This is a genomic window from Rugamonas aquatica, assembly GCF_009380215.1.
In the GTDB taxonomy this organism is placed as follows: Bacteria; Pseudomonadota; Gammaproteobacteria; order Burkholderiales; family Burkholderiaceae_D; genus Rugamonas; species Rugamonas aquatica_B.
In genome coordinates this window covers 17458-37034 of sequence record NZ_WHUG01000010.1, presented here as the reverse complement: position 1 = coordinate 37034, position 19577 = coordinate 17458, and the positions used below count along the sequence as shown (strand labels likewise).

12 protein-coding genes are annotated in these 19577 nt (G+C 64.6%); 3 read left to right on the top strand and 9 right to left on the bottom strand.

Annotation, left to right across the window (positions count from 1 at the left end):
• The first annotated feature begins 98 nt into the window (after nucleotides 1–98).
• A complete protein-coding gene (locus GEV02_RS21925) occupies nucleotides 99–3224 on the top strand; it encodes an NAD(P)-binding protein (RefSeq protein WP_152840095.1) in 3126 nt (1041 codons plus the stop codon).
• A 15-nt stretch (nucleotides 3225–3239) separates the two neighbouring features.
• Here the strand turns inward: GEV02_RS21925 and GEV02_RS21920 are convergent, their stop codons facing one another.
• The 3 genes from GEV02_RS21920 to GEV02_RS21910 all read right to left on the bottom strand — a co-directional run bounded on the left by GEV02_RS21920 (nucleotide 3240) and on the right by GEV02_RS21910 (nucleotide 7216).
• Entirely contained in the window at nucleotides 3240–3461 is a 222-nt protein-coding gene (locus GEV02_RS21920) for a hypothetical protein (RefSeq protein WP_152840094.1), read from the bottom strand.
• Between the two features lie 148 nt (nucleotides 3462–3609).
• Nucleotides 3610–4269, bottom strand: a complete 660-nt coding sequence (locus tag GEV02_RS21915; protein WP_152840093.1) for a class I SAM-dependent methyltransferase — start codon at nucleotides 4267–4269, stop codon at nucleotides 3610–3612.
• 70 nt (nucleotides 4270–4339) lie between these two features.
• A complete protein-coding gene (locus GEV02_RS21910) occupies nucleotides 4340–7216 on the bottom strand; it encodes a hybrid sensor histidine kinase/response regulator (protein ID WP_152840092.1) in 2877 nt (958 codons plus the stop codon).
• A gap of 158 nt (nucleotides 7217–7374) precedes the next feature.
• Between GEV02_RS21910 and GEV02_RS21905 the strand changes: the two genes are divergently transcribed.
• A complete protein-coding gene (locus GEV02_RS21905) occupies nucleotides 7375–8004 on the top strand; it encodes a LysE family translocator (RefSeq protein ID WP_328595886.1) in 630 nt (209 codons plus the stop codon).
• A 143-nt stretch (nucleotides 8005–8147) separates the two neighbouring features.
• On the opposite strand, the gene GEV02_RS21900 is transcribed toward GEV02_RS21905, so the two are convergent.
• The 4 genes from GEV02_RS21900 to GEV02_RS21885 form a co-directional block, all read right to left on the bottom strand.
• The gene (locus GEV02_RS21900) at nucleotides 8148–8621 is read right to left on the bottom strand and encodes an RES family NAD+ phosphorylase (RefSeq protein ID WP_152840091.1); all 474 of its coding nucleotides are present in this window, start codon (nucleotides 8619–8621) and stop codon (nucleotides 8148–8150) included.
• Nucleotides 8618–9094: a type II RES/Xre toxin-antitoxin system antitoxin gene (parS, locus tag GEV02_RS21895; RefSeq protein ID WP_235922876.1), complete on the bottom strand. Its 477-nt coding sequence runs from the start codon at nucleotides 9092–9094 to the stop codon at nucleotides 8618–8620. The genes GEV02_RS21900 and parS overlap by 4 nt, the downstream gene beginning before the upstream one ends.
• 56 nt (nucleotides 9095–9150) lie before the next feature.
• Nucleotides 9151–9825, bottom strand: a complete 675-nt coding sequence (locus GEV02_RS21890; RefSeq protein ID WP_152840090.1) for a YceI family protein — start codon at nucleotides 9823–9825, stop codon at nucleotides 9151–9153.
• 397 nt (nucleotides 9826–10222) lie between these two features.
• Nucleotides 10223–12889, bottom strand: coding sequence for a M1 family metallopeptidase (locus GEV02_RS21885; RefSeq protein WP_152840089.1), 2667 nt, complete (start codon nucleotides 12887–12889; stop codon nucleotides 10223–10225).
• Nucleotides 12890–13078: 189 nt separating this feature from the next.
• Here GEV02_RS21885 and GEV02_RS21880 point away from each other — a divergent pair, with 189 nt between their 5' ends.
• Nucleotides 13079–13705 (top strand): glutathione S-transferase family protein, encoded by a 627-nt coding sequence (locus GEV02_RS21880; protein WP_152840088.1) that lies wholly within the window; start codon nucleotides 13079–13081, stop codon nucleotides 13703–13705.
• Between the two features lie 8 nt (nucleotides 13706–13713).
• On the opposite strand, the gene GEV02_RS21875 is transcribed toward GEV02_RS21880, so the two are convergent.
• Entirely contained in the window at nucleotides 13714–14655 is a 942-nt protein-coding gene (locus GEV02_RS21875; RefSeq protein ID WP_235922875.1) for a CheR family methyltransferase, read from the bottom strand.
• An 8-nt stretch (nucleotides 14656–14663) separates the two neighbouring features.
• Nucleotides 14664–19568 (bottom strand): hybrid sensor histidine kinase/response regulator, encoded by a 4905-nt coding sequence (locus GEV02_RS21870; RefSeq protein WP_152840087.1) that lies wholly within the window; start codon nucleotides 19566–19568, stop codon nucleotides 14664–14666.
• Nucleotides 19569–19577 lie beyond the last annotated feature (9 nt).

The window sequence follows — 19577 nt, the reverse complement described above, 5'->3', positions numbered from 1 at the left end:
ATCGACATCGTACACCCACGGCCGCAGATTTTTTCGGCAACTATCTGTCGATTTGCAATACACTGGACGATTGTTGAACTGCGGATACGGATGAGTTCATGGCGACAAGACCTTCATACATCTACCAGGGCGGCTCGGTGATGATGCACTCGCCGCTGCAATTGAAGAACGCCGAGATGTACGGCTTCTTCGTCAAGGGCGAGCTGTCCAATTTGCAGGCCACGCTGGACGGCACGCTGAACCAGGTGGCCGGCCAGCGCATGCGCTTCAAGGCGATTTCGCCGTATGTGCTGCTGACCTTCACCCGCGTCAACCACGCCGATTCGGCGGCCCCGGTCGACCATGCCAAGGGCTGGATCACCGAGATCGACATCGTCACCTGGATCATGGTCGGCGCCATGGACGACGAGGGCGAGCTGGCCCACATCTACTACTACCCCGCGCACATCTTCGTCGACGACGCGATGGCGCTGATTAACGGCCGCGAGCTGTTCGGCTATCCCAAATACCTGTGCGAGTACGAGATCCCGCAAGCCGACGCCGAGCCGCTGCGCTGCGCGGTCGCGGCCAAGGGCTTCCAGCCGTTTGCGCCGGAAACCAGGATCGCCATGCACCCGCTGCTGGAGGTGAACGCGACCCGGAAGACCGGCATCGAAAAGCCCATCACCAGCGTGCTCGATCTGATCGAACAGGCGATCGAGCTGTTCCTCTCCATCCCCGATTTTTTCAACCTCGACGTGGCGGGGTGGGACGACATCATCTCGCTGCTGCGCAATCCGCGCATCGACCAGATCTTCCTCAAGCAGTTCCCCGACAGCGCCGGCCTGAAGGCCGTGTACCAGGCCATCCTGGCCGCGCCGGCCACCATCGACCGCATACACAGCGGCACACTGCTGGGCTATGAATACGAGTGCGTGCTGCACGCCTTCGACAGCTTCCCGCTGCAGCAGACGCTGGGTCTGAAGCTGGGCGCGCAGCAAGCCATCCTGCCGTACAAGCTGCACTTCGACTTCACCGCGCAGCCGGGCGAGGAATTGATCGACAACTCGTCCATCGCGCCGCAGAAGATCGCCATCCTCGGCGGCGGCGTCGGCTCGATGACGGCGGCCTGGTACCTGAGCGACCTGCCGGGCTGGCAGAACAACTACGACATCACCGTCTACCAGCAGGGCTGGCGACTGGGCGGCAAGGGCGCCAGCGGCCGCAATGCCAGGTACGGCCAGCGCATCGAGGAACACGGCCTGCACATCTGGTTCGGCTTCTACGCCAACGCCTTCAAGATGATCAAGGCGGCCTACGCCAGCCTGGATCGCCCGCCCGGCGCACCGCTGGCGACCTGGCGCGACGCCTTCAAGCAGCACGATTATGTGGCGCTGTCCGAGCAGGTCGGCGAGCAGTGGCACAACTGGTCCATCGTATTCCCGCCGCTGCCGGGTGAGCCGGGCGAGGGCGACGAACAGATCACGCTGTGGACCATGGCCGAGGCCATGTTCTCCTGGATTAAAAAATGGATCGACGGCCTGGACAAGCTGACCCGCGCGATGAACCTGCCGCCGCATCCGCACCACACCGGCATCATCCCGGATTGGCTGTACCATCTGGCCGAAGGCGTGACGTCGTCGGTGCACGAGCTGCTGGAGGACATGTCGCTGCTGGGCAGCGCCTTGTACGGCATGCTGGCCAATATGTCGCCCGACGTCGGCAAGCACACCGAAGGCCAGCACCTGGCGCTGGCCGGCGCGCTGGTGGGCGTGCGCGGCAAGCTGCATGCGCGCTACCGCGCCCTGGTCGATAGCGGCGAGGGCGACGCCAGCGACGACATCCGCCGCCTGTTCATCTGCCTCGATCTCGGCGTGACGGTGATGAAGGGCGTGTTTGAAGATGGCGTGATCCGCAACGGCTTCGACGTCATCAACGATATCGACTTCAAGGACTGGCTGCGCAAGCACGGCGGCGACGACGTGCTGTGCGTGGACTCGGCGCCGGTGCGCGGCTTCTACGACCTGGTGTTCGCCTACGAGGGCGGCGACTTCGACAAGCCGAACATCGAAGCCGGCACGCTGCTGCGCGCGATGGCGCGTATCGGCCTGGCCTACAAGGGCGGCATCATGTTCAAGATGCAGGCCGGGATGGGCGACACGGTGTTTACGCCGCTGTACCAGGCCTTGCTGGCGCGTGGCGTCAAATTCAAATTCTTCCACAAGGTCGAGGAGCTGGTGCCGGACGGCCGCCAGATCGGCAGCATCCGCATGACGCAGCAGGTGGCGCTGGCCGGCGCGGACTACGATCCGCTGGTGGACGTGAAGAACCTGGCCTGCTGGCCCGGCACGCCCAACTACGAGCAGATCGATCCGGCGCAGGCCGCGCTGCTGCAGGCTCACGACGTCAACCTGGAATCCAGCTGGAGCGACTGGCCCAGGCTGTACCACCAGCACTTCGACAAGGAACTGCCGGTATTGACGCTCAAGCGCGGCATCGATTTCGACCAGGTGGTGTTCGGCATTTCGGTCGGCTCGCTGAAGGCTGTGTGCCCGCAGCTGCTGGCGCACAGCCCCGCGCTCAACACCACCTACGAAAAGGTGCAGACGGTGGCGACGCAGGCTTACCAGGTCTGGCTGAACAAGGATCTGGCGCAGATGGGCTGGAGCTATCAGCCCGATGGCCAGCAGCCGGTGCTGAGCGGGTTCAGCGAGCCTTACGACACCTGGGCGCCGATGGACCAGCTGTTGTGCCGCGAGGACTGGGCGCCGCCGCTGGCGCCGCGCAACGTGTCCTATTTCTGCAGCGCGCTGACGGTGGACAGCTACCCGCCGGTGAGCGACACCGGCTTCCCGGCGCGCATGGCGGCGCTGGCGAAGCAGGGCGCGATCGGCCAACTGAGCGGGCAGATCGCCGCGCTGTGGCCGGCGGCGGGACCGGCCGGCGCGTTCCCGTGGCAATGGCTGGTCGATGGCAGCGAGGCCACCGGCGTGGCGCGCTTCGACAGCCAGTACTGGCGGGCCAATGTCGATCCGTCGGAGCGGTATGTGATGTCGGTGGTGAACAGCACCAAGTACCGCTTGCAAACCGACCAATCGGGCTACTCCAATCTGTACCTGACGGGCGACTGGATCAAGACCGGTTTGAACGCCGGCTGCGTGGAGGCGGCGACGATGGCCGGCATGCAGACCTCGCGCGCGATCAGCGGCCACCCGGCCGTCATCGAGGGCGAGACGGACTTCTAGCGCGGGGGCGGGCCGTCAGCGGCTGCGCGGCATGCTGCGGCTCAGGTTCCCCTGGCGGATGCTCTGTTCCGAGCGCGCCGGCTGGCGGCCCTGCTGCTGGCTGGCGTGCGGCGTGTCGTTGGCCGGATGGCCGGTGGCATGGTTGCCGCTCTCGCTCATGCCTTCGTGTTCCGGATCGTAGTCGTCATGGGGCATGTTGGCGCCGGGTTTGAAGCCTTTGTCGCTGGGATGGGTCATGATCGCTCTCCTTTGATAGGGCGGAGCGTGAGGCCGCTCCGAACCCCTATCGTAAGCCAGCCCGGCGGCGCTGAAAGTAGGCGTACACGCCGCGCCGCTGTCGGACTGCGTAAGCAAGGCAGCGCACGGAATCCCATGCCGGCCTGCGCTAGCGGCGGCGCGCCAATGTCAGGCCGTCGCCCAGCGGCAGCAGCGACAGGTCGATGCGTTCGTCGTGGTGCAGCTTGATGTTCAGCGCCTGCAGTGCGGCGGTGTCGTCGCTGTCGGCGCGTTCGGTCACGCGGCCGCTCCACAGCGTGTTGTCGATGGCGATCAAGCCGCCGGGGCGCACCAGTTGCAGGCAGCGCTCGTAGTAGCCGTCGTAATTGACCTTGTCGGCGTCGATGAAGGCGAAGTCGTAGAGGCCCGCTTCGCCATCCTTGAGGCGCGCGTCCAGCGTGGCCAGGGCCGGGCCCAGTTGCAGGTCGATCTTGTCGGCGATGCCGGCCTGCGCCCAGAACGGCTTGCCGATGCGGGTGTAGTCGTCGCTGATATCGCAGGCCAGGATGCGGCCCTCGGCCGGCAGCGCCAGCGCCACGCTCAACGCGCTGTAGCCGGTGAACACGCCGATCTCGATGGTGTTGCGGGCGCCGGTCAGCTTGACCAGCATGGCCATGAGCTGGCCCTGCTCGGGCGAGATCTGCATGGTGGCGCGTTCATGGCTGCGGGTTGCTTCCCGCAAGGCGGTCTGCGCCGGATGCTCGCGCAGCGAATGCGATAGCACGTAGTCGTACAGCGTATCGGTCAGGTTGAGGGTGCGGTTGGACATGCTGTCTGCTCCTGGATGGTGTGCCCAGAGTGTAGCAGCGTCCGCGCCGGCGTGGCTCACGGCTGGCAGATCAGGTGGTGGAGGCGGGCTGCGACATGTTGACGTCATTGCTGGCGGCGCGGCGCAGGTCGTTGCAGGCCTGGTCCAGCGCGGCCGCCACGCCGGGCAAGCGGTCGGTCACTTCGTTCAGATTGCCGGCGCTGGCCGCCGCTTCCATCTCATGGCACAGCGTGTGCAGATGGGTCGAACTCAGATAGCCGGCGCTGCCCTTGAGCGCGTGGATCGCCGCCGCCGCCGCGTTGGCGTTGCCGGCCACCACGGCGGCGCGCGCGCTTTCCAGCCGGCGCGGCGCTTCGTCGAGGAAGGCCTGGGTGATGCGCTGCATATGCGAGTGCGACAGCCCGGCCAGCGGCATGATCTGCACGGTGGCCGGATCGATGCGCTTCTCGACGGCCGGCGCCACGCCGAACTGCTCGTCCAGCGATTCGGCGCGAACGGCGGTCAGGCGCGCGGCGTCGGTAGGCCGCAGCGGCCGGCCGCGGCTCAGGTGCTGGGCGATGGTCTTCTCGATCTGGTCGTACAGCAGGCGCTCGTCGACCGGCTTGCTGAGGAAGCCGTCCATGCCCACCGCCAGGTAGCGCGCGCGGTCATGGTCGCTGGCGTTGGCGGTCAGCGCGATGATCGGGATGCCCGGATCGAGCACGCGGTAGTCTTCGCTGCCGCCGCTGCGGATCAGGCGCGCGGCCTGTTCGCCGTCCATCATCGGCATGCGGCCGTCCATCAGCACCAGGTCGTAGGCGGCGCTGCTCAGCGCATGCAGCGCCTGCAAGCCGTTTTCCACCACGCGGATGTCGTGGCCCATGTTCTCCAGCAGCGTGCTGACGATGATCTGGTTGGTGCGCACATCCTCGGCGCACAGCACGCGCAGGCGGTAGGCGTGGTGCTCCTTGCGCGGCAGGCTGGATGGATCGATCTCCGGCGCCGCGCCCAGCGCCAGCGGCAGCGTGAAGCTGAAGGTGGAGCCGACGCCGACCCGGCTTTCGGCGGCGATCGAGCCGCCCATCAGTTCGACCAGCTCCTTGCAGATCGCCAGACCCAGGCCGGTGCCGCCGTAGCGGCGCGTGGTCGAGTGGTCGGCCTGTTCGAATTTCTGGAACAGCCGTGGCAGCGTTTCGGCCGGGATGCCGGGGCCGGTGTCGGTGATGTCGAAGCTGACGCTGGTGCGGCCGTCTATGGTCAGCAGCGCCGAAGCGTCGAGCCGCACTTCGCCGCGGTCGGTGAACTTGATGGCGTTGCCCAGCAGGTTGAGCAGGATCTGGCGCAGACGGGTCGGGTCGCCGCGCACGTAGCGCGGCATGTCCAGCGCCAGGTCGCAGCGCAGCAGCAGGCTCTTGGCGTCGGCCTGGCCTTGCAGGATGCCGATGGCGTCGTCCACCAGTTCGATCAGGTCGAAGTCCACCGTCTCGATCGACAGGCGGCCGGCGTCGATCTTGGAGAAGTCGAGGATGTCGTTGAGGATGGCCAGCAGCGATTCGCTGTTCTGCAGGCCGATGCGCAGGTATTCCTCGGTGCGGCCGCGTACCGACTGGTCGCGCATGGCGAACTTGATCATGCCGATCACGCCGGCCAGCGGGGTGCGGATATCGTGGCTCATCGCCGACAGGAAGTCGATGCGGTGGCGGCTGACCACTTCCGCATGCTCCTTGGCTTCGGTCAGCTGGGCGGTGCGTTCCTGCACGCGCTGCTCCAGCGTGTTGCGCAGCAGGCGGATCTGGTCGGCCAGCGCGAACGCCAGCAGCACGCCGTCCAGCGTGCCGCCCAGCAGCGTGAACAGCTGGGCATTGGTCACCATGGCCGGGATCAGGCCGAGGTTGGCGGGCAGGATGAACAGGCCCGGCACCATCAGCGCGACGAAGCCGAGCACGAAGAAACGGGCCGGATAATAGCCGCGCCGCCAGACCACGATGCCGCTGGTGAGCGCCATCGCCATCCAGATCGAGATGACGATGGTGGCGATGGTGTGGGCGTAGCTGAGGTAGAGGAAGCAGCTTGGCAGCGTGAGCAGCGGCAGCACGATGTTGATGCGGCTGAGCTTGTGCAGCAGCGGCGAATGCTCCTTGAGCCGCAGGAAGTTGGTGTAGAACTGCGTGCTCAGCACCGGCAGCAGGAAGAAGGGCACGTAATGCCACTGCAGGTTGTGCCAGCCGAACAGGTCGGCCGTCATGTGGAAGGTCATGCCCCAGGCGATGGCGTAGCACAGCACGTACAGCGAGTAGTACAGCGAGGAGTTGTCGCGGGTGATCGAGTAGATGAAGAAGTTGAACACCGTCAGCGCCAGCAGGGCGCCGATGGAGCCGATGATGAGCACGTTCTCGCGCGCCACCAGCTGCTGGTAGGCGGTGCGCGGCAGCACCGACATCACCGGCGTGCGCGCATAGTAGGGGCTGGCGAAGCGTATCAGCACCTGGTAGCGCTGGCCCGGCTGCAGGTCGACGTCTTTACCGTAGTGCAGCAGGTAGGCGTGCGGCTGGCGGTAGCCGGTCAGCATCTGGCGCGCGCTGCCGTCCGGGCCGAACACCTGGATGTCGACCATGTCGATCAGCGTATCGTTGGGATCGATGACCCAGGCCGGCTGGTGGCTATCGTTGCGCAGCTCGGCGTACAGCCAGTAGCCGCCGCCCAGCAGGTCGACCTTGGTGGCCGGTTTGAGCCCGGCCAGCAGCTTGGGCAAGCCGGTGGCGTCGACCGGAAAGGGCTGGCCTTCGTCCAGATAGAGCTTGCCGGTAGTCATCAGATCGATACTGGCGGTATTGACGCTGATCGCAGCTGGCAGCGTCTCGGCGGCGGCGACGGGAGTAAACAACAGTTGCCACCATGCCAGCATCGCCAGCAGCACGAGGATGGCACCACGTGGCAGACCGTAAGACATCTTGCAAGCTTTACTCATTAGTGTTCCGATGGCCGCCGGTCTCGATTAGTGATTTTTTCCATTTTAAACGAGAACTTATTCTTTTATCCAAAAATTGACCTATGGCACAGACCGATGCTTGGCGCATGGTGGCCGGGACGGGTAAGATGGCGCCTTTGCGCCACAGGAATGCCGCCGTGCTTATTTCTCCAGAACAATTCATAGGTTTTCTCAGCGCCGCCTTGCTGATTACGATATCGCCGGGGCCGGACAATCTGATGGTGCTCAGCGTCGGCATGTCGCGCGGGCGGCGCCAGGGCATGGTGTTCGGCCTGGGCTGCGCGCTGGGCTGCCTGAGCCACACTTTGCTGGCCACGCTGGGCGTGAGCGCGCTGATCAAGGCGTCGCCGCTGGCGTTCGGCGCGCTGAAACTGCTGGGCGGGGCGTATCTGATCTGGCTGGGCATAGGCGCGCTGCGCAGCCGTGGCGGCGCCCGCGTCGACGGCTCGGCCTTGCCGGATGAAAGCCTGCGCAAATTGTTTGCCAAGGGGCTGTTCGCCAATGCCGTCAATCCCAAGGTCGTGCTGTTTTTCCTGTCCTTCCTGCCGCAGTTCGTGGTGGCCGAGCGTGGCGAGGTCAGCTGGCAGACCGCGCAGCTGGGTTTGCTGTTCACGGCGCAGGGCGTGCTGCTGTTTGGTTTGCTGGGTTATTTCTCCGGCGCCGTGGGCGCGTGGATCAACCGTCATCCGGGTGCCGGCATGTGGATGGACCGCGTGGCCGGCGCGATTTTCGTCGGTCTGGGCCTGAAATTGATTATTTCCCGCTAAAGAGCAAAAAAAAGTCCGTTCGGGGTGCGTATGTCATCAGGACGTAATGCTGCACTGCGATACTGGCTTTGCTCTTTCAAGTCTCTCCCGATTTGAAAACTTTCGGCCCGCGCCTCTTTGTGCTGCGGGCTTTTTTTTTGCGCTCAAGAAAAGAAGCGGGGATCGTAAATCCACCGTTTAATGGTTGTCGCTGTCATGGTGGCGACGTCCGGGTGCAGGGGATTAATCAGCACATTGTATTCATCGGGGACACTCACCGATGGCACAAGCAACAACGCGGAACTGCATGACGCAACCCAGGCGTCGCCAGTCGTCCGGCTGGTCATTCCTGACGGCACGGCGTCCCAGCCTCCGGGCAGCGGGTCGAGCACGATGCGCGCGTTCCAGGCGTCGTCGGGAACGTCGATCCGCACCAGGAAGCGGTTGAATGGCAGGCCGCCAGTGCGGATGTGCAGGACCGTTTCTATTGTCGCCAGGGCGATGTTTGGCGTGCTGTAGATGAGCGGCGTGCCGATGCTGTTCCAGCGCCCGCCCGAAATCTTGGCGCCGGTACCGCTAAGGTCGTTGGCCGTATAGGCTGGCGCCTCGACGGCAATACGCCACAAGGCCATGGTCATGCATAGGCTCCGCTCTGGCTCATGGACAGCAATTCAGTCACAAGCTTCTGCCCTTCGAACGTGTCCATGTAGCTTGCCGGCGTTGCGCCGCCAAGCGCCGGCAGTGGTTTGGCTAACCAGTCCGCAACCCAATGTGCCGCGTTAAAACCGGTCGGATCGCCGGACTCCTCCACCATTGCCTGCACTTTGCCGATCAAGGTCGCTATGCCCAGTACACGCTCGGATTCGTCTTTCGACAATGCCGTCTCGTCCTTCTCCTTGCGGCTGATGGTTGCGCGGGACAGGCCGAGGCTGCCAAGCAGCAGCTCTTTACTCATCCCCATCGTCGATGACAGCTCACCGACTATCGAGGCTGGGATACCTGAGCGGATCGTGGCGATGCGCGTTTGTGGATCATCTTGATAGAAGTTTGTCATCGATCCGCGTTCTTTCCGAACTGGAGCTGGTTTTTCAAGAGTTTTGAAATCTGACATGTATGCCTCCTTTGAGACGATAGTTTAGCTCAAATGAGGCGATTTGCAAGAAAGGCTTACTTTGCCGCCAGCGTGAAGCGCAGTTCCAGCTGGTCTTGCACGGCCAGCGCGCCCGCCATCACGGAAAACGGCGTGATGCCGAAATCGCTTTGTTTCAGGTTGACGCTGCCGGTGACGGTCATGACGCCGTTGTTTTCGCGGATGTCCGCCGGGATCGCCATGATGCGGGTGACGCCGTGCAGCGTGATCGCCACCTGCAGCGGCTGGCCGGCGGCGCCGCGCTCGGCGTGCACACTCACCACCGGATAGCGCTCGGCGTCCAGCACGCGGGTCAGCATATTGTTGCGGGTGCCGTCGATGGCGTCGGCCGAAGGCTGCTTTTCCAGGCCGGCGGCGGTGCGCAGGTCGGCGTCGTCGACCGTCAGCTGGTCGAGGCGGAACTGGAAGTCGGCACGGTTCTGCGCCGGCGACACGGTGCCGCTGACGTGCCGGCTGGCCACCAGATGATCGTGTCCCAGCCGCGCCAGCAGCCCGCCGCGCCGCACGGTGACGGCGATCAGCGATTGCGCGCCGTCTATCGTCAGGGCGTTGGCGGCAGGGGACTGGGCCGGTTCCACGACGGGCGGCTGCGCCGCGGGCCGGGCAGGCGGCGAGCTGGTCGGCAGCGGGGAACAAGCGGCCAGCAAGGCCGCCAGTGCGATGATTTTTTGATACCTGTAGATTTTTGTCATAGCCGCGCGTGTGGTCATTTGGCCGTCATAATGCCCCATTATGATGCGTCTCGCTGGTCCCAGCGTGCTCCAGCTGGTCTCCGTGCCCAAGCTGGTACGGGATTTCACAAAGCATGACTCAGCAGGCTCGCCGGTGGCCTGAAACACCGGCACCACCGCCTCTTTCCCCCCTTAAGTTTCACCTTAATGAATCCCTAAGCCTATGCAAGGCGTTAGCTGGCAAAGTAACACCTGTAGCGCGAGGTTTAAGCCTCGCGCCCGGTTGCCGGACTCCATCAAGCCCGGCACAGAATTCGCCCAGGCGGCACTATCGCCGCCGGGCAAGCGGCCATCCCCACGCTTTCGAGCGTTTTCGTAACCAGCATCATCTCGCGATGACGCTGGTTTTTTTTTGCTATCAGCCGTGCTTGGACAGCCAGGCGTCGATTTCCGGCAGGCGGGCGGTGCGCAGTTTCACGCGGTACTGGATCGAAGCGATCGCGGTCTTGGTGTCGCCCTGCGCGTCTGCCGCGAGGTACTGTTTGGCGTAGGCGCGCAGCTTGTCTATCATCGCCGGATCGGACGAACGCCCGCCCAGGCCCGGGAAGTAGCGGCTGCGCGAGCTGGCGTCGATCTTCTTCTCGATCTGCGTGTGGTGGCTGACGGCGAAATCGTAAGCCAGGTCCGGATGATGGCCGGCCACGTGGTTCAGGATGGACGCGCCTTCGGTCGCGCCGCCTTCATCGGTCAGCGCCAGTTCCAGCGCGCGCTGGGCCAGGGCCTTGTCCTTGGCGGTGCCCAGCAGGTCATACAGCTCGCTCTTGATCATCGACGACTTCTCTTCCTGTGCGGCGGCGTGCAGCTTGTCCCAGGTGGCGGCGTCGGCGTTGTCGGCGATCACGCCCAGGATAGGGCGGCGCAGCGCTGCCGGCATCGCATCCTTGTCGGTGGCGGAGGCCGCGTAACGGCGGCGCGCTTCGGCCACCACGCCTTCGTCGCCGACGGCGCCCAGCACGTGGATCAGCGTCTCGCGCAGATTGGCGACCGGCGCCGCTTCATCGGCGGCCTTGTTCCAGCCGATGCGGGCCAGCACCGGCGCCAGGCGCTTGCGCGCGTAGCGGTCCAGCGCCGCCTGCTGTTCAGGCTTGCCTTCGTAGCTGTAGTGCAGGGTGACCAGCGAATCGGCGATCTGGTCCCACACCTGCGGCGCGGCGTCCAGCGGCGCGCGGCTGGCCAGGTCGAGGAAGCTGGAGGCCGGCATCAAACCCGCCATGCCCAGCGACCAGCTGTCCGACAGCAGGCCCAGTTGGTCGATGGTCTGCAGGCCGGCAAAGCGGTCGGCCAGCGCGGCGAAGGCCTTCGGTGCGTACAGCGTGCGGTAGTAGCCGCTCTGGCCGGCGTTGACCAGTACCGCGCCGCAGCCTTGCAGCGTCATGCTGGCCTTGCCGCCGGCGACGATGGTGCTGGCGGTGGCGCCGCCCACGGTCTGGGCGATCACAGGCACGCGCCAGCTCAGCGGCTTCTTGTTGGTCTGGTCCTTGCTGAACTCACCCTGCGTCAGCGCGATGGTGGTCTGGCCGTTTTTGCAGACCGCGTCGGCCACGCGTATCATCGGCACGCCCGGCTTCAGCGTGAAGTCGTGGGCGATCGCCGTCACCGGCTTGTGCGCGGCCTTTTCCACTTCGCGCCACAGGTCGTCGGACACCGTGTTGCCGTAAGCATGCTTGGCCATGTAGCTGCGTACGCCGGCGCGCCAGGCGTCGTCGCCGACGTAGTTCTCCAGCATGCGGATGACCGACTCGCCCTTCTGGTAGGTGATGCTGTCGAAGGCCTGGCTGGCTTGTTCGACGGTGCCGATGTGCTGCACCACCGGATGGGTGGTGGCCAGCGCGTCGCGGTTCATGGCCTGCTCGCGGGTGCCGACGGCGCGCAGTTCCCATTTCCACTCAGGGTGCAAACGGGTGGTGGTGCGCGACTCCATCCACGAGGCGAAGCCTTCATTGAGCCACAGGTCGTCCCACCATGCCATCGTCACCAGGTCGCCGAACCATTGGTGCGCCATTTCGTGCGCGGCCACCAGGAAGGAGGTTTCCTTGTCCGACTGCGTGGCGGTGCGCGGATCGAGCAGGATCGCGGATTCGAAGGTGAAGATCGCGCCCCAGTTTTCCATCGCGCTGAAGAACTGGCTGCGGCCCGGCGCGGCGATGTTGTCCAGCTTAGGCAGCGGATATCTGACGCCGAAGTAGTCGTTGTACTCCTTCAGCACGGCGACCGACGAATCGAGCGCGAACTGCGCCTGCGCGATCGAACCCTTTTGCGTGACGACGCCCAACTCGGTGCCGCCTTCGACCGCCGTGGCGCGTTCGAACTCGCCCAGGCCGAAGAACAGCAGATAGGTCGACATCTTAGGCGAGGTGCCAAAGCGCACCAGCTCGCGGCCGTCGGCCAGCTTGCTGGTGGCGGTGACAGGCATGTTCGATACCGCCATCTGGCCGGCCGGCACGGTGGCCTCCAGCGCGAAGGTGGCTTTGTAGAAGGGCTCGTCCCACGACGGGATCACGCGGCGCGCTTCGGAGTTTTCAAATTGCGTGTACAGGGCGCGCTTCTTTTCGCCGCCGTTCTGGTAGTCCAGCGAGAACATACCGGTCGGCTGGGTGCCGATCACGCCGGTGTAGTCCAGCTTGAGCTGGTGGCTGCCCACGGCCAGCGGCTGGGCGAACTGGAAGGTGGCGGTCTGCTTGTCGTCGTCGACCGTGATCTTGCTGGCGGCCTGCACCGGCTTGCCCGGACCGGCGCTGATCGCGGCGGCGCTGAACTTCAGCTCCGAGGCGTTGAGGGTGATGCTGCTGCTGGCTTGCTTGATATCGAGCGCGATGGTGACGCTGGCGCTGAAACTGCTGTTGGCGGCGTCCGGCACCAGCGACACGGCGTAGTGCGTCGGCACGGCGTTGCGGGGAAGCTGGGTGGTGACTTTGGCGGCCTTGGCGGCCGGCGCGGCGGAGGTGGCAGCTATAGCCATTGGAGCCAGGCCGGAAGAGAGGCCGAGCAGCGCCATCACGGCGAGCGAAATCAAACTGCGTTGCATGCAATGTCCTTCAGTAGGGTGAGCCGATAGGCATACGATATAAACCGTTATTGGCTTCGTGGGCCAACGAGCAATCTACGGCGATCTGGTTGGAATGTCAATCTTGATAGTCGCTAGCGCGGGGATGCCGCAACGGCGCCAATGCGGCTATCATGCGCTATGCCCATCATGCGAAAAAAGGAGTTGGATATGAAGTTTTTCACGTCGCCGCGCACGCCTAATCCGCGCCGGGTCGCCATGTTCATGGCTGAGAAGGGCCTGAGCGGTATCGAGCATGTGTCGATCGACCTGCTCAGCGGCGCGCACCGCAGCGCCGAGTACCTGCAGAAGAATCCCTTCGGCCGCCTGCCCGCGCTGGAGCTGGACGACGGTCGCGTCTTGTGCGAAACGCGCGCCATCTGCACCTGGCTGGAAGGCTATGCGCCGGAGCCCAACCTGATGGGCGACGGCTTCGACGAGCGCGCCTTCATCGAGATGACCGACCGCCGCGTCGAGCTGCACCTGTTCCTCGGCATCGCCAACTGCGTGCGCCATACGCATCCGGGCCTGGCGATGCTGGAGCAGCCGCAGTTTGCCGACTTCGGCGCGTCGCAGGGCGAGAAGATGCGCGAGACCGCGCGCTGGCTGGACGGCGTGCTGGCGACCCAGCCGTTCGTGGCCGGGCAGCGCTTCACCATCGCCGACATCACGGCGTTCTGCGCGCTGGAGTTCGGCCGTGGCTTGATGAAGTTCCGTCCCGGCGCGGAAGGCATGGAGCACCTGCAGGCCTGGCGCGACCGCATCGCCGAACGGCCGAGCGCCGCCGCGCCTTACTAACGCCGCGCTTAAGCCACCCGCTTGTACCAGGGCTGGTGCGGAAACACCGGCTTGTAATGGCTGGCCAAGGGATCGCCCGCTTCCAGCGGACGGTCCAGCACCAGCAGGCCCGATTGCGCCAGGCTGTCGTCGAACAGCTGCAGCACGCGCTGGCGCAGTGCCGGCCCGAAGTCGGGCAGGGCGCGTCGGCCCACGATCATCTGGAATTCATTGAACGAAGCATCCGTCACCAGGTTGTACTGGGCCCAGGTGATGCGGCTGCGCAGCTGCGGCATCAGCACCGCATGCAGACCATCGCCGCTGACTTCGAAATAATCGAGCAGCTTGCCGACACCGCCGCTGCGCACATAGTTCGCTTGCAGCTCGCCCAGCCGCGCCATCGGCAGGCTGGCGGCCTGCGCTTCCGCCAGCAGCGCATCGCTGGAGACGGTGGCGTAGATCTCGGTGCGCGCGCCCAGCTGTTCCTGTTCCAGCAGAATGGCCAGCGTCCACGCCTGCTGCGCACCGGCGCAGTCGGCCAGCCACACGCGCGGCAGCGCGGCCCCGTGCAGGCACACGCCCAGCGACATGCGCAGCAGCGCCACTTCGGAGGCATCGTCGAACATCAGCGCCGGTTCCACCGACAGCTCGCGCAGCAGCGCGTTCCAGGCTTGCGGATCGTGCAGCACCAGCGCCTGCATGGCCGAGATGGTGGCGACGGACTTCTGCGACATCGCCGCTTGCAGCCGGCGCGACACCACATCGCGCTGGTAGCCGCGGAAGTCGTAGCCGTAGACCTGGAACACGGCTTCCAACAGCAGCTCCTGCTCCAGTTCCTCGACGGTGGACGGCGGCTGCCGGCGCGGCCCGGCGGCCGGCGGGGAGTGCTGGTCCGGCGGCGTAACATGGTCCGAACCGCCCGCATCCGCAGGCCGCAAGGCCGCCCGCAACGAGGCAAATAACGAGTTCATGCCCGCCATCAGTGCAGCCATACCCGCATCAGCGACAGCAGCTGCGCCACGTCCACCGGCTTGGTGATGTAGTCCGACGCGCCGGCCGCGATACATTTATCGCGGTCGCCCTTCATCGCCTTCGCCGTCAGCGTGATGATGGGCAGCGATTTGAATTTGGGGATGCGGCGGATCGCGCGCATGGTGTCGTAGCCGTCCATCTCCGGCATCATGATGTCCATCAGGACGATCTCGATGGTCGGATCTTTTTCCAGCACCTCGATGCCGTCGCGGCCGTTCTCGGCGAACGACACCTGCATCTGCTGGCGCTCCAGCAGCGACGACAGCGCGAAGATGTTGCGCAAGTCATCATCGACGATCAGCACCTTGCGGCCGGCCAGGCCGCCATCGGCCGCGTGGATCTCTTCCAGCATGCGGCGCTGCGCCTCCGGCAGGCTGGCCTGCGAGCGGTGCAGGAACAGCGCGGTTTCGTCCAGCAGGCGTTCCGGCGAGCGGGCGTCCTTGATGACGATGGTCTTGGCGTAGCGCTTCAGCTTGGCCACTTCCTTGCGGTTCAACTCCTTGGCGGTGTTGATTACGATAGGCAGGTCGCGCAGCGATTCGTCCTTGCCGATGATGTCGAGCAGATCGAAGCCGCTGATGTCGGGCAGCGTCAGGTCCAGCACCATGCAGTCGAAGCGGGCTTCGCGCAGCGCGTCCAGCGCCGCCTGGCCGGTGTCGACGGCGACGATGTGCAGGTCGGCGTCGCCGATCAGGGCGACGATGGCGTCGCGCTGCATCTGCTCATCGTCCACCACCAGCAGGCTGCGTTTGCCGCCCAACAGGAACTTCTGGATGCGGCTGAACTCTTCCTGCAGCGCGGCCTTGCTGACCGGTTTGTTCAGGTAGGAGATCGCGCCCAGGCGCAGCGCGCGTTCGCGTTCGCGCAGGCTGGACATCACGTGCACCGGAATGTGGCGGGTGCTCGGGTCGCGCTTCAGGCGGTCCAGCACCGTGAAGCCGTCGATGTCCGGCAGGTCGAGGTCGAGCAGGATGGCGGACGGCAGGTAGTCGCGCGCCAGGCTCAGTGCCGAATCGCCCTGCATGGTGACGATGCCCTTGAAGTTCTTCTCGCGGGCGAAGTCCAGCACGATCTTGGAGAAGCGTTCGTCGTCCTCGATGATGAGTACCGACGGATCGCCCGGCGCCACCAGGCCGCGGTCGTCGCTGCTGCCGTAATCGGCCATGTCGGCGTCGATGTCGGTGATGGCGGTGCCGTTCTCGTGGTCGGGCTGGGCCAGTTCGCTGTAGTGCGGCGGCGTGTACACCACCTGCGGGGCCGGCGACGGCAGGCGCACCTGCGGCTGGCGGCCCATGTCGTAGTTGATGAAGCCTGCGCGGTTATACGGCAGGAACAGCGTGAAGGTGGAGCCGTTGCCGACCGCCGATTCGACGCGGATCTCGCCGCCCAGCAGGCGCGCCAGCTCGCGCGAGATCGACAGGCCAAGGCCGGTGCCGCCGTATTTGCGGGCGGTGGAGCCGTCGGCCTGCTGGAATGCTTCGAAGATCAGCTGCAGCTTGTCGGCGGCGATGCCGACGCCGGTGTCGCAGACGGCGAAGGCCAGCACCGCGTCCGCATGCAGCAGGTTGGGGTGGTCGCTGGAGAAACCGCTGCTCACCAGGCTGATACTGAGCGAGACCTGGCCGTGGGTGGTGAACTTGAACGCGTTCGACAGCAGGTTTTTCAGCACCTGCTGCAGGCGCGTGGTGTCGGTCATCATCGCGGTCGGCAGGTTTTCCTTCAGCTCCACGGAGAAGCCCAGGTGCTTGGCCTCGGCCATGTGGCGGAAGGTGCGGTCGACGTAGTTGCGCAGATTCTGGAAGCGGTACTCGGACACGTCCAGCGTGACGGTACCGGATTCGATTTTCGACAGATCCAGAATGTCGTTAATCAGCGTCAGCAAGTCGGAGCCGGAGCCGTGGATGGTCTTGGCGAATTCCACCTGTTTGCCGGACAGGTTGCCATCCGGGTTGTCGCCCAGCTGCTGCGCCAGGATCAGCAGCGAATTCAGAGGCGTGCGCAGCTCGTGCGACATATTCGCCAGGAATTCGGATTTGTATTTGGAGGACAGCGCCAGCTGGGTGGCTTTCTCTTCCAGCGCCAGCTTGGCTTGCTCCACCTCGCGGTTTTTACGTTCCACCTCGATGTTCTGCTCGGACAGCAGGCGGGCTTTTTCAGCCAGCTCCTGGTTGGTCTGTTGCAGTTCCTGCGCCAGCGATTGCGATTGCGTCAGCAGCGATTCGGTACGGCTGTTGGCCTCGATGGTGTTCAGCACCACGCCGATCGATTCCATCAGCTGGTCGAGGAAGGACAGGTGGGTTTCGGTGAAGCGGTCCAGCGAGGCGATCTCGATCACCGCCTTGACCTGCTGCTCGAACAGAATCGGCAGCACGACGATGTTGGTCGGCGGCGCCGCGCCCAGGCCGGACGAGACGACGATATAATCGCGCGGCACGTCGGTCAGCCAGATGCGGACCTTCTCCAACGCGCACTGGCCCACCAGGCCTTCGCCCGGCAGGAAGGAGGTCGGCAGCTTGCGGCTGGAACGGTAGCCGTAGCTGGCGATCATGCGCAGGCGGGCGTCGGATTCCTGCGAGTCCATCATGTAGAACACGCCGTGGTGGGCCGACACCAGTGGCGCCAGCTCGGACAGAATTAGCTTGGTCACGGCCTGCAAATCGCGCTGGCCTTGCAGCAGGCGGGTGAAGCGCGCCAGGTTGGTCTTCAGCCAATCCTGCTGCGCGTTCTTCAGCGTGGTGTCCTTCAGGTTACGGATCATCTCGTTGATGTTGTCCTTCAGGTAGGACACCTCGCCGCGTGCCTCCACCTGAATGGAACGGGACAAATCGCCTCGCGTCACGGCGGTCGCCACCTCCGCGATCGCCCGCACCTGGTTGGTCAGGTTTGCCGCCAGCTGGTTGACGTTCTCGGTCAAGTCTTTCCACGTACCGGCCACGCCGGACACGTTGGCCTGGCCGCCCAGCTTACCCTCGGTACCCACTTCACGCGCCACCCGCGTCACCTCGGATGCGAAGGAGGACAGTTGGTCCACCATCACGTTGATGGTGTCTTTCAGTTCGAGAATCTCGCCCTTCACGTCCACCGTGATTTTCTTGGACAAGTCGCCACGCGCAACGGCGGTGGTCACCGCCGCAATGTTACGCACCTGGCCCGTCAAGTTGGACGCCATGAAGTTCACGTTATCGGTCAAGTCCTTCCAGGTGCCGCCGACGCCCGGCACATATGCCTGTCCGCCCAGCTTACCCTCGGTGCCCACCTCACGCGCCACCCGCGTCACTTCCGATGCGAAGGAGGACAATTGGTCCACCATCACGTTGATGGTGTTTTTCAGTTCGAGAATCTCGCCCTTCACGTCCACCGTGATCTTTTTCGACAGGTCGCCGTTGGCCACGGCGGTGGTCACGTCGGCGATGTTACGCACCTGGCCGGTCAAGTTACCCGCCATCGAGTTCACGCCGTCGGTCAAGTCTTTCCATGTGCCGGCCACGCCGGGCACGTTGGCCTGGCCGCCCAGCTTACCTTCGGTACCCACTTCCCGCGCCACCCGCGTCACCTCGGAGGCGAAGGAGTTCAATTGGTCGACCATCACGTTGATGGTGTTTTTCAGTTCGAGAATCTCGCCCTTCACGTCCACCGTGATCTTCTTCGACAAGTCGCCGTTGGCCACGGCGGTGGTCACGTCGGCGATGTTACGTACCTGGCCGGTCAAGTTACCCGCCATCGAGTTCACCGAGTCGGTCAAGTCCTTCCACGTACCGGCCACGCCTTTTACCTGCGCCTGGCCGCCGAGCTTACCCTCGGTACCCACTTCACGCGCCACCCGCGTCACTTCGGATGCGAAGGAGGACAATTGGTCCACCATCACGTTGATGGTGTTTTTCAGTTCGAGAATCTCGCCCTTCACGTCCACAGTGATCTTCTTGGACAAGTCGCCGTTCGCCACCGCCGTTGTCACCGCCGCGATGTTACGCACCTGGCCCGTCAAATTGGACGCCATGAAGTTCACGTTGTCGGTCAAGTCCTTCCAGGTGCCGCCGACGCCCGGCACATAAGCCTGTCCGCCCAGCTTACCCTCGGTGCCCACCTCACGCGCCACCCGCGTCACTTCCGATGCGAAGGAACGCAGCTGGTCCACCATCACGTTGATGGTGTCCTTCAGTTGCAGAATCTCGCCGCGCACGTCCACCGTGATTTTCTTGGACAAGTCGCCGTTGGCCACCGCCGTCGTTACCTCGGCGATGTTACGCACCTGCGACGTCAAGTTACCCGCCATCGAGTTCACCGAGTCGGTCAAGTCCTTCCAGGTGCCGGCCACGCCTTTCACCTGCGCCTGGCCGCCCAGCTTACCCTCGGTACCCACCTCCCGCGCCACCCGCGTCACCTCGGAGGAGAACGACGACAGCTGTTCCACCATGGTGTTGGCGGTGGTTGCCGCCCGCAGGTACTGGCCCTTCAGCGGCACGCCGTCCACTTCCAGCGCCATGGTCTGCGACAGGTCGCCTTTCGCCACGGCGCCGATCACGCGCGCCATCTCGGTGGTCGGGCGCACCAGATCGTCGATCAGCGCGTTGACGGCGCTGACGATGGTGGCCCAGCCGCCGGACATATTCGGCACCTGTGCGCGCTGCGTCAGGCGGCCTTCGCGGCCCACCACGCGGCTCACGTCCGTCACCACCTGCACCATTTTTTCCTTGGTCTCGATGATGTCGTTCAGCGTATCGGCGATCTTGCCGGCCATGCCGGTCCAGTCGGATGGCATGCGGGCGGTGAAGTCGCCTTTTTTCAGTGCCATCAGCGTGGCGAGCAGTTTTTTTGCGTCGATCTGCTCGCCCATGTCGGTCATGTTATTCATCGGCTTAGT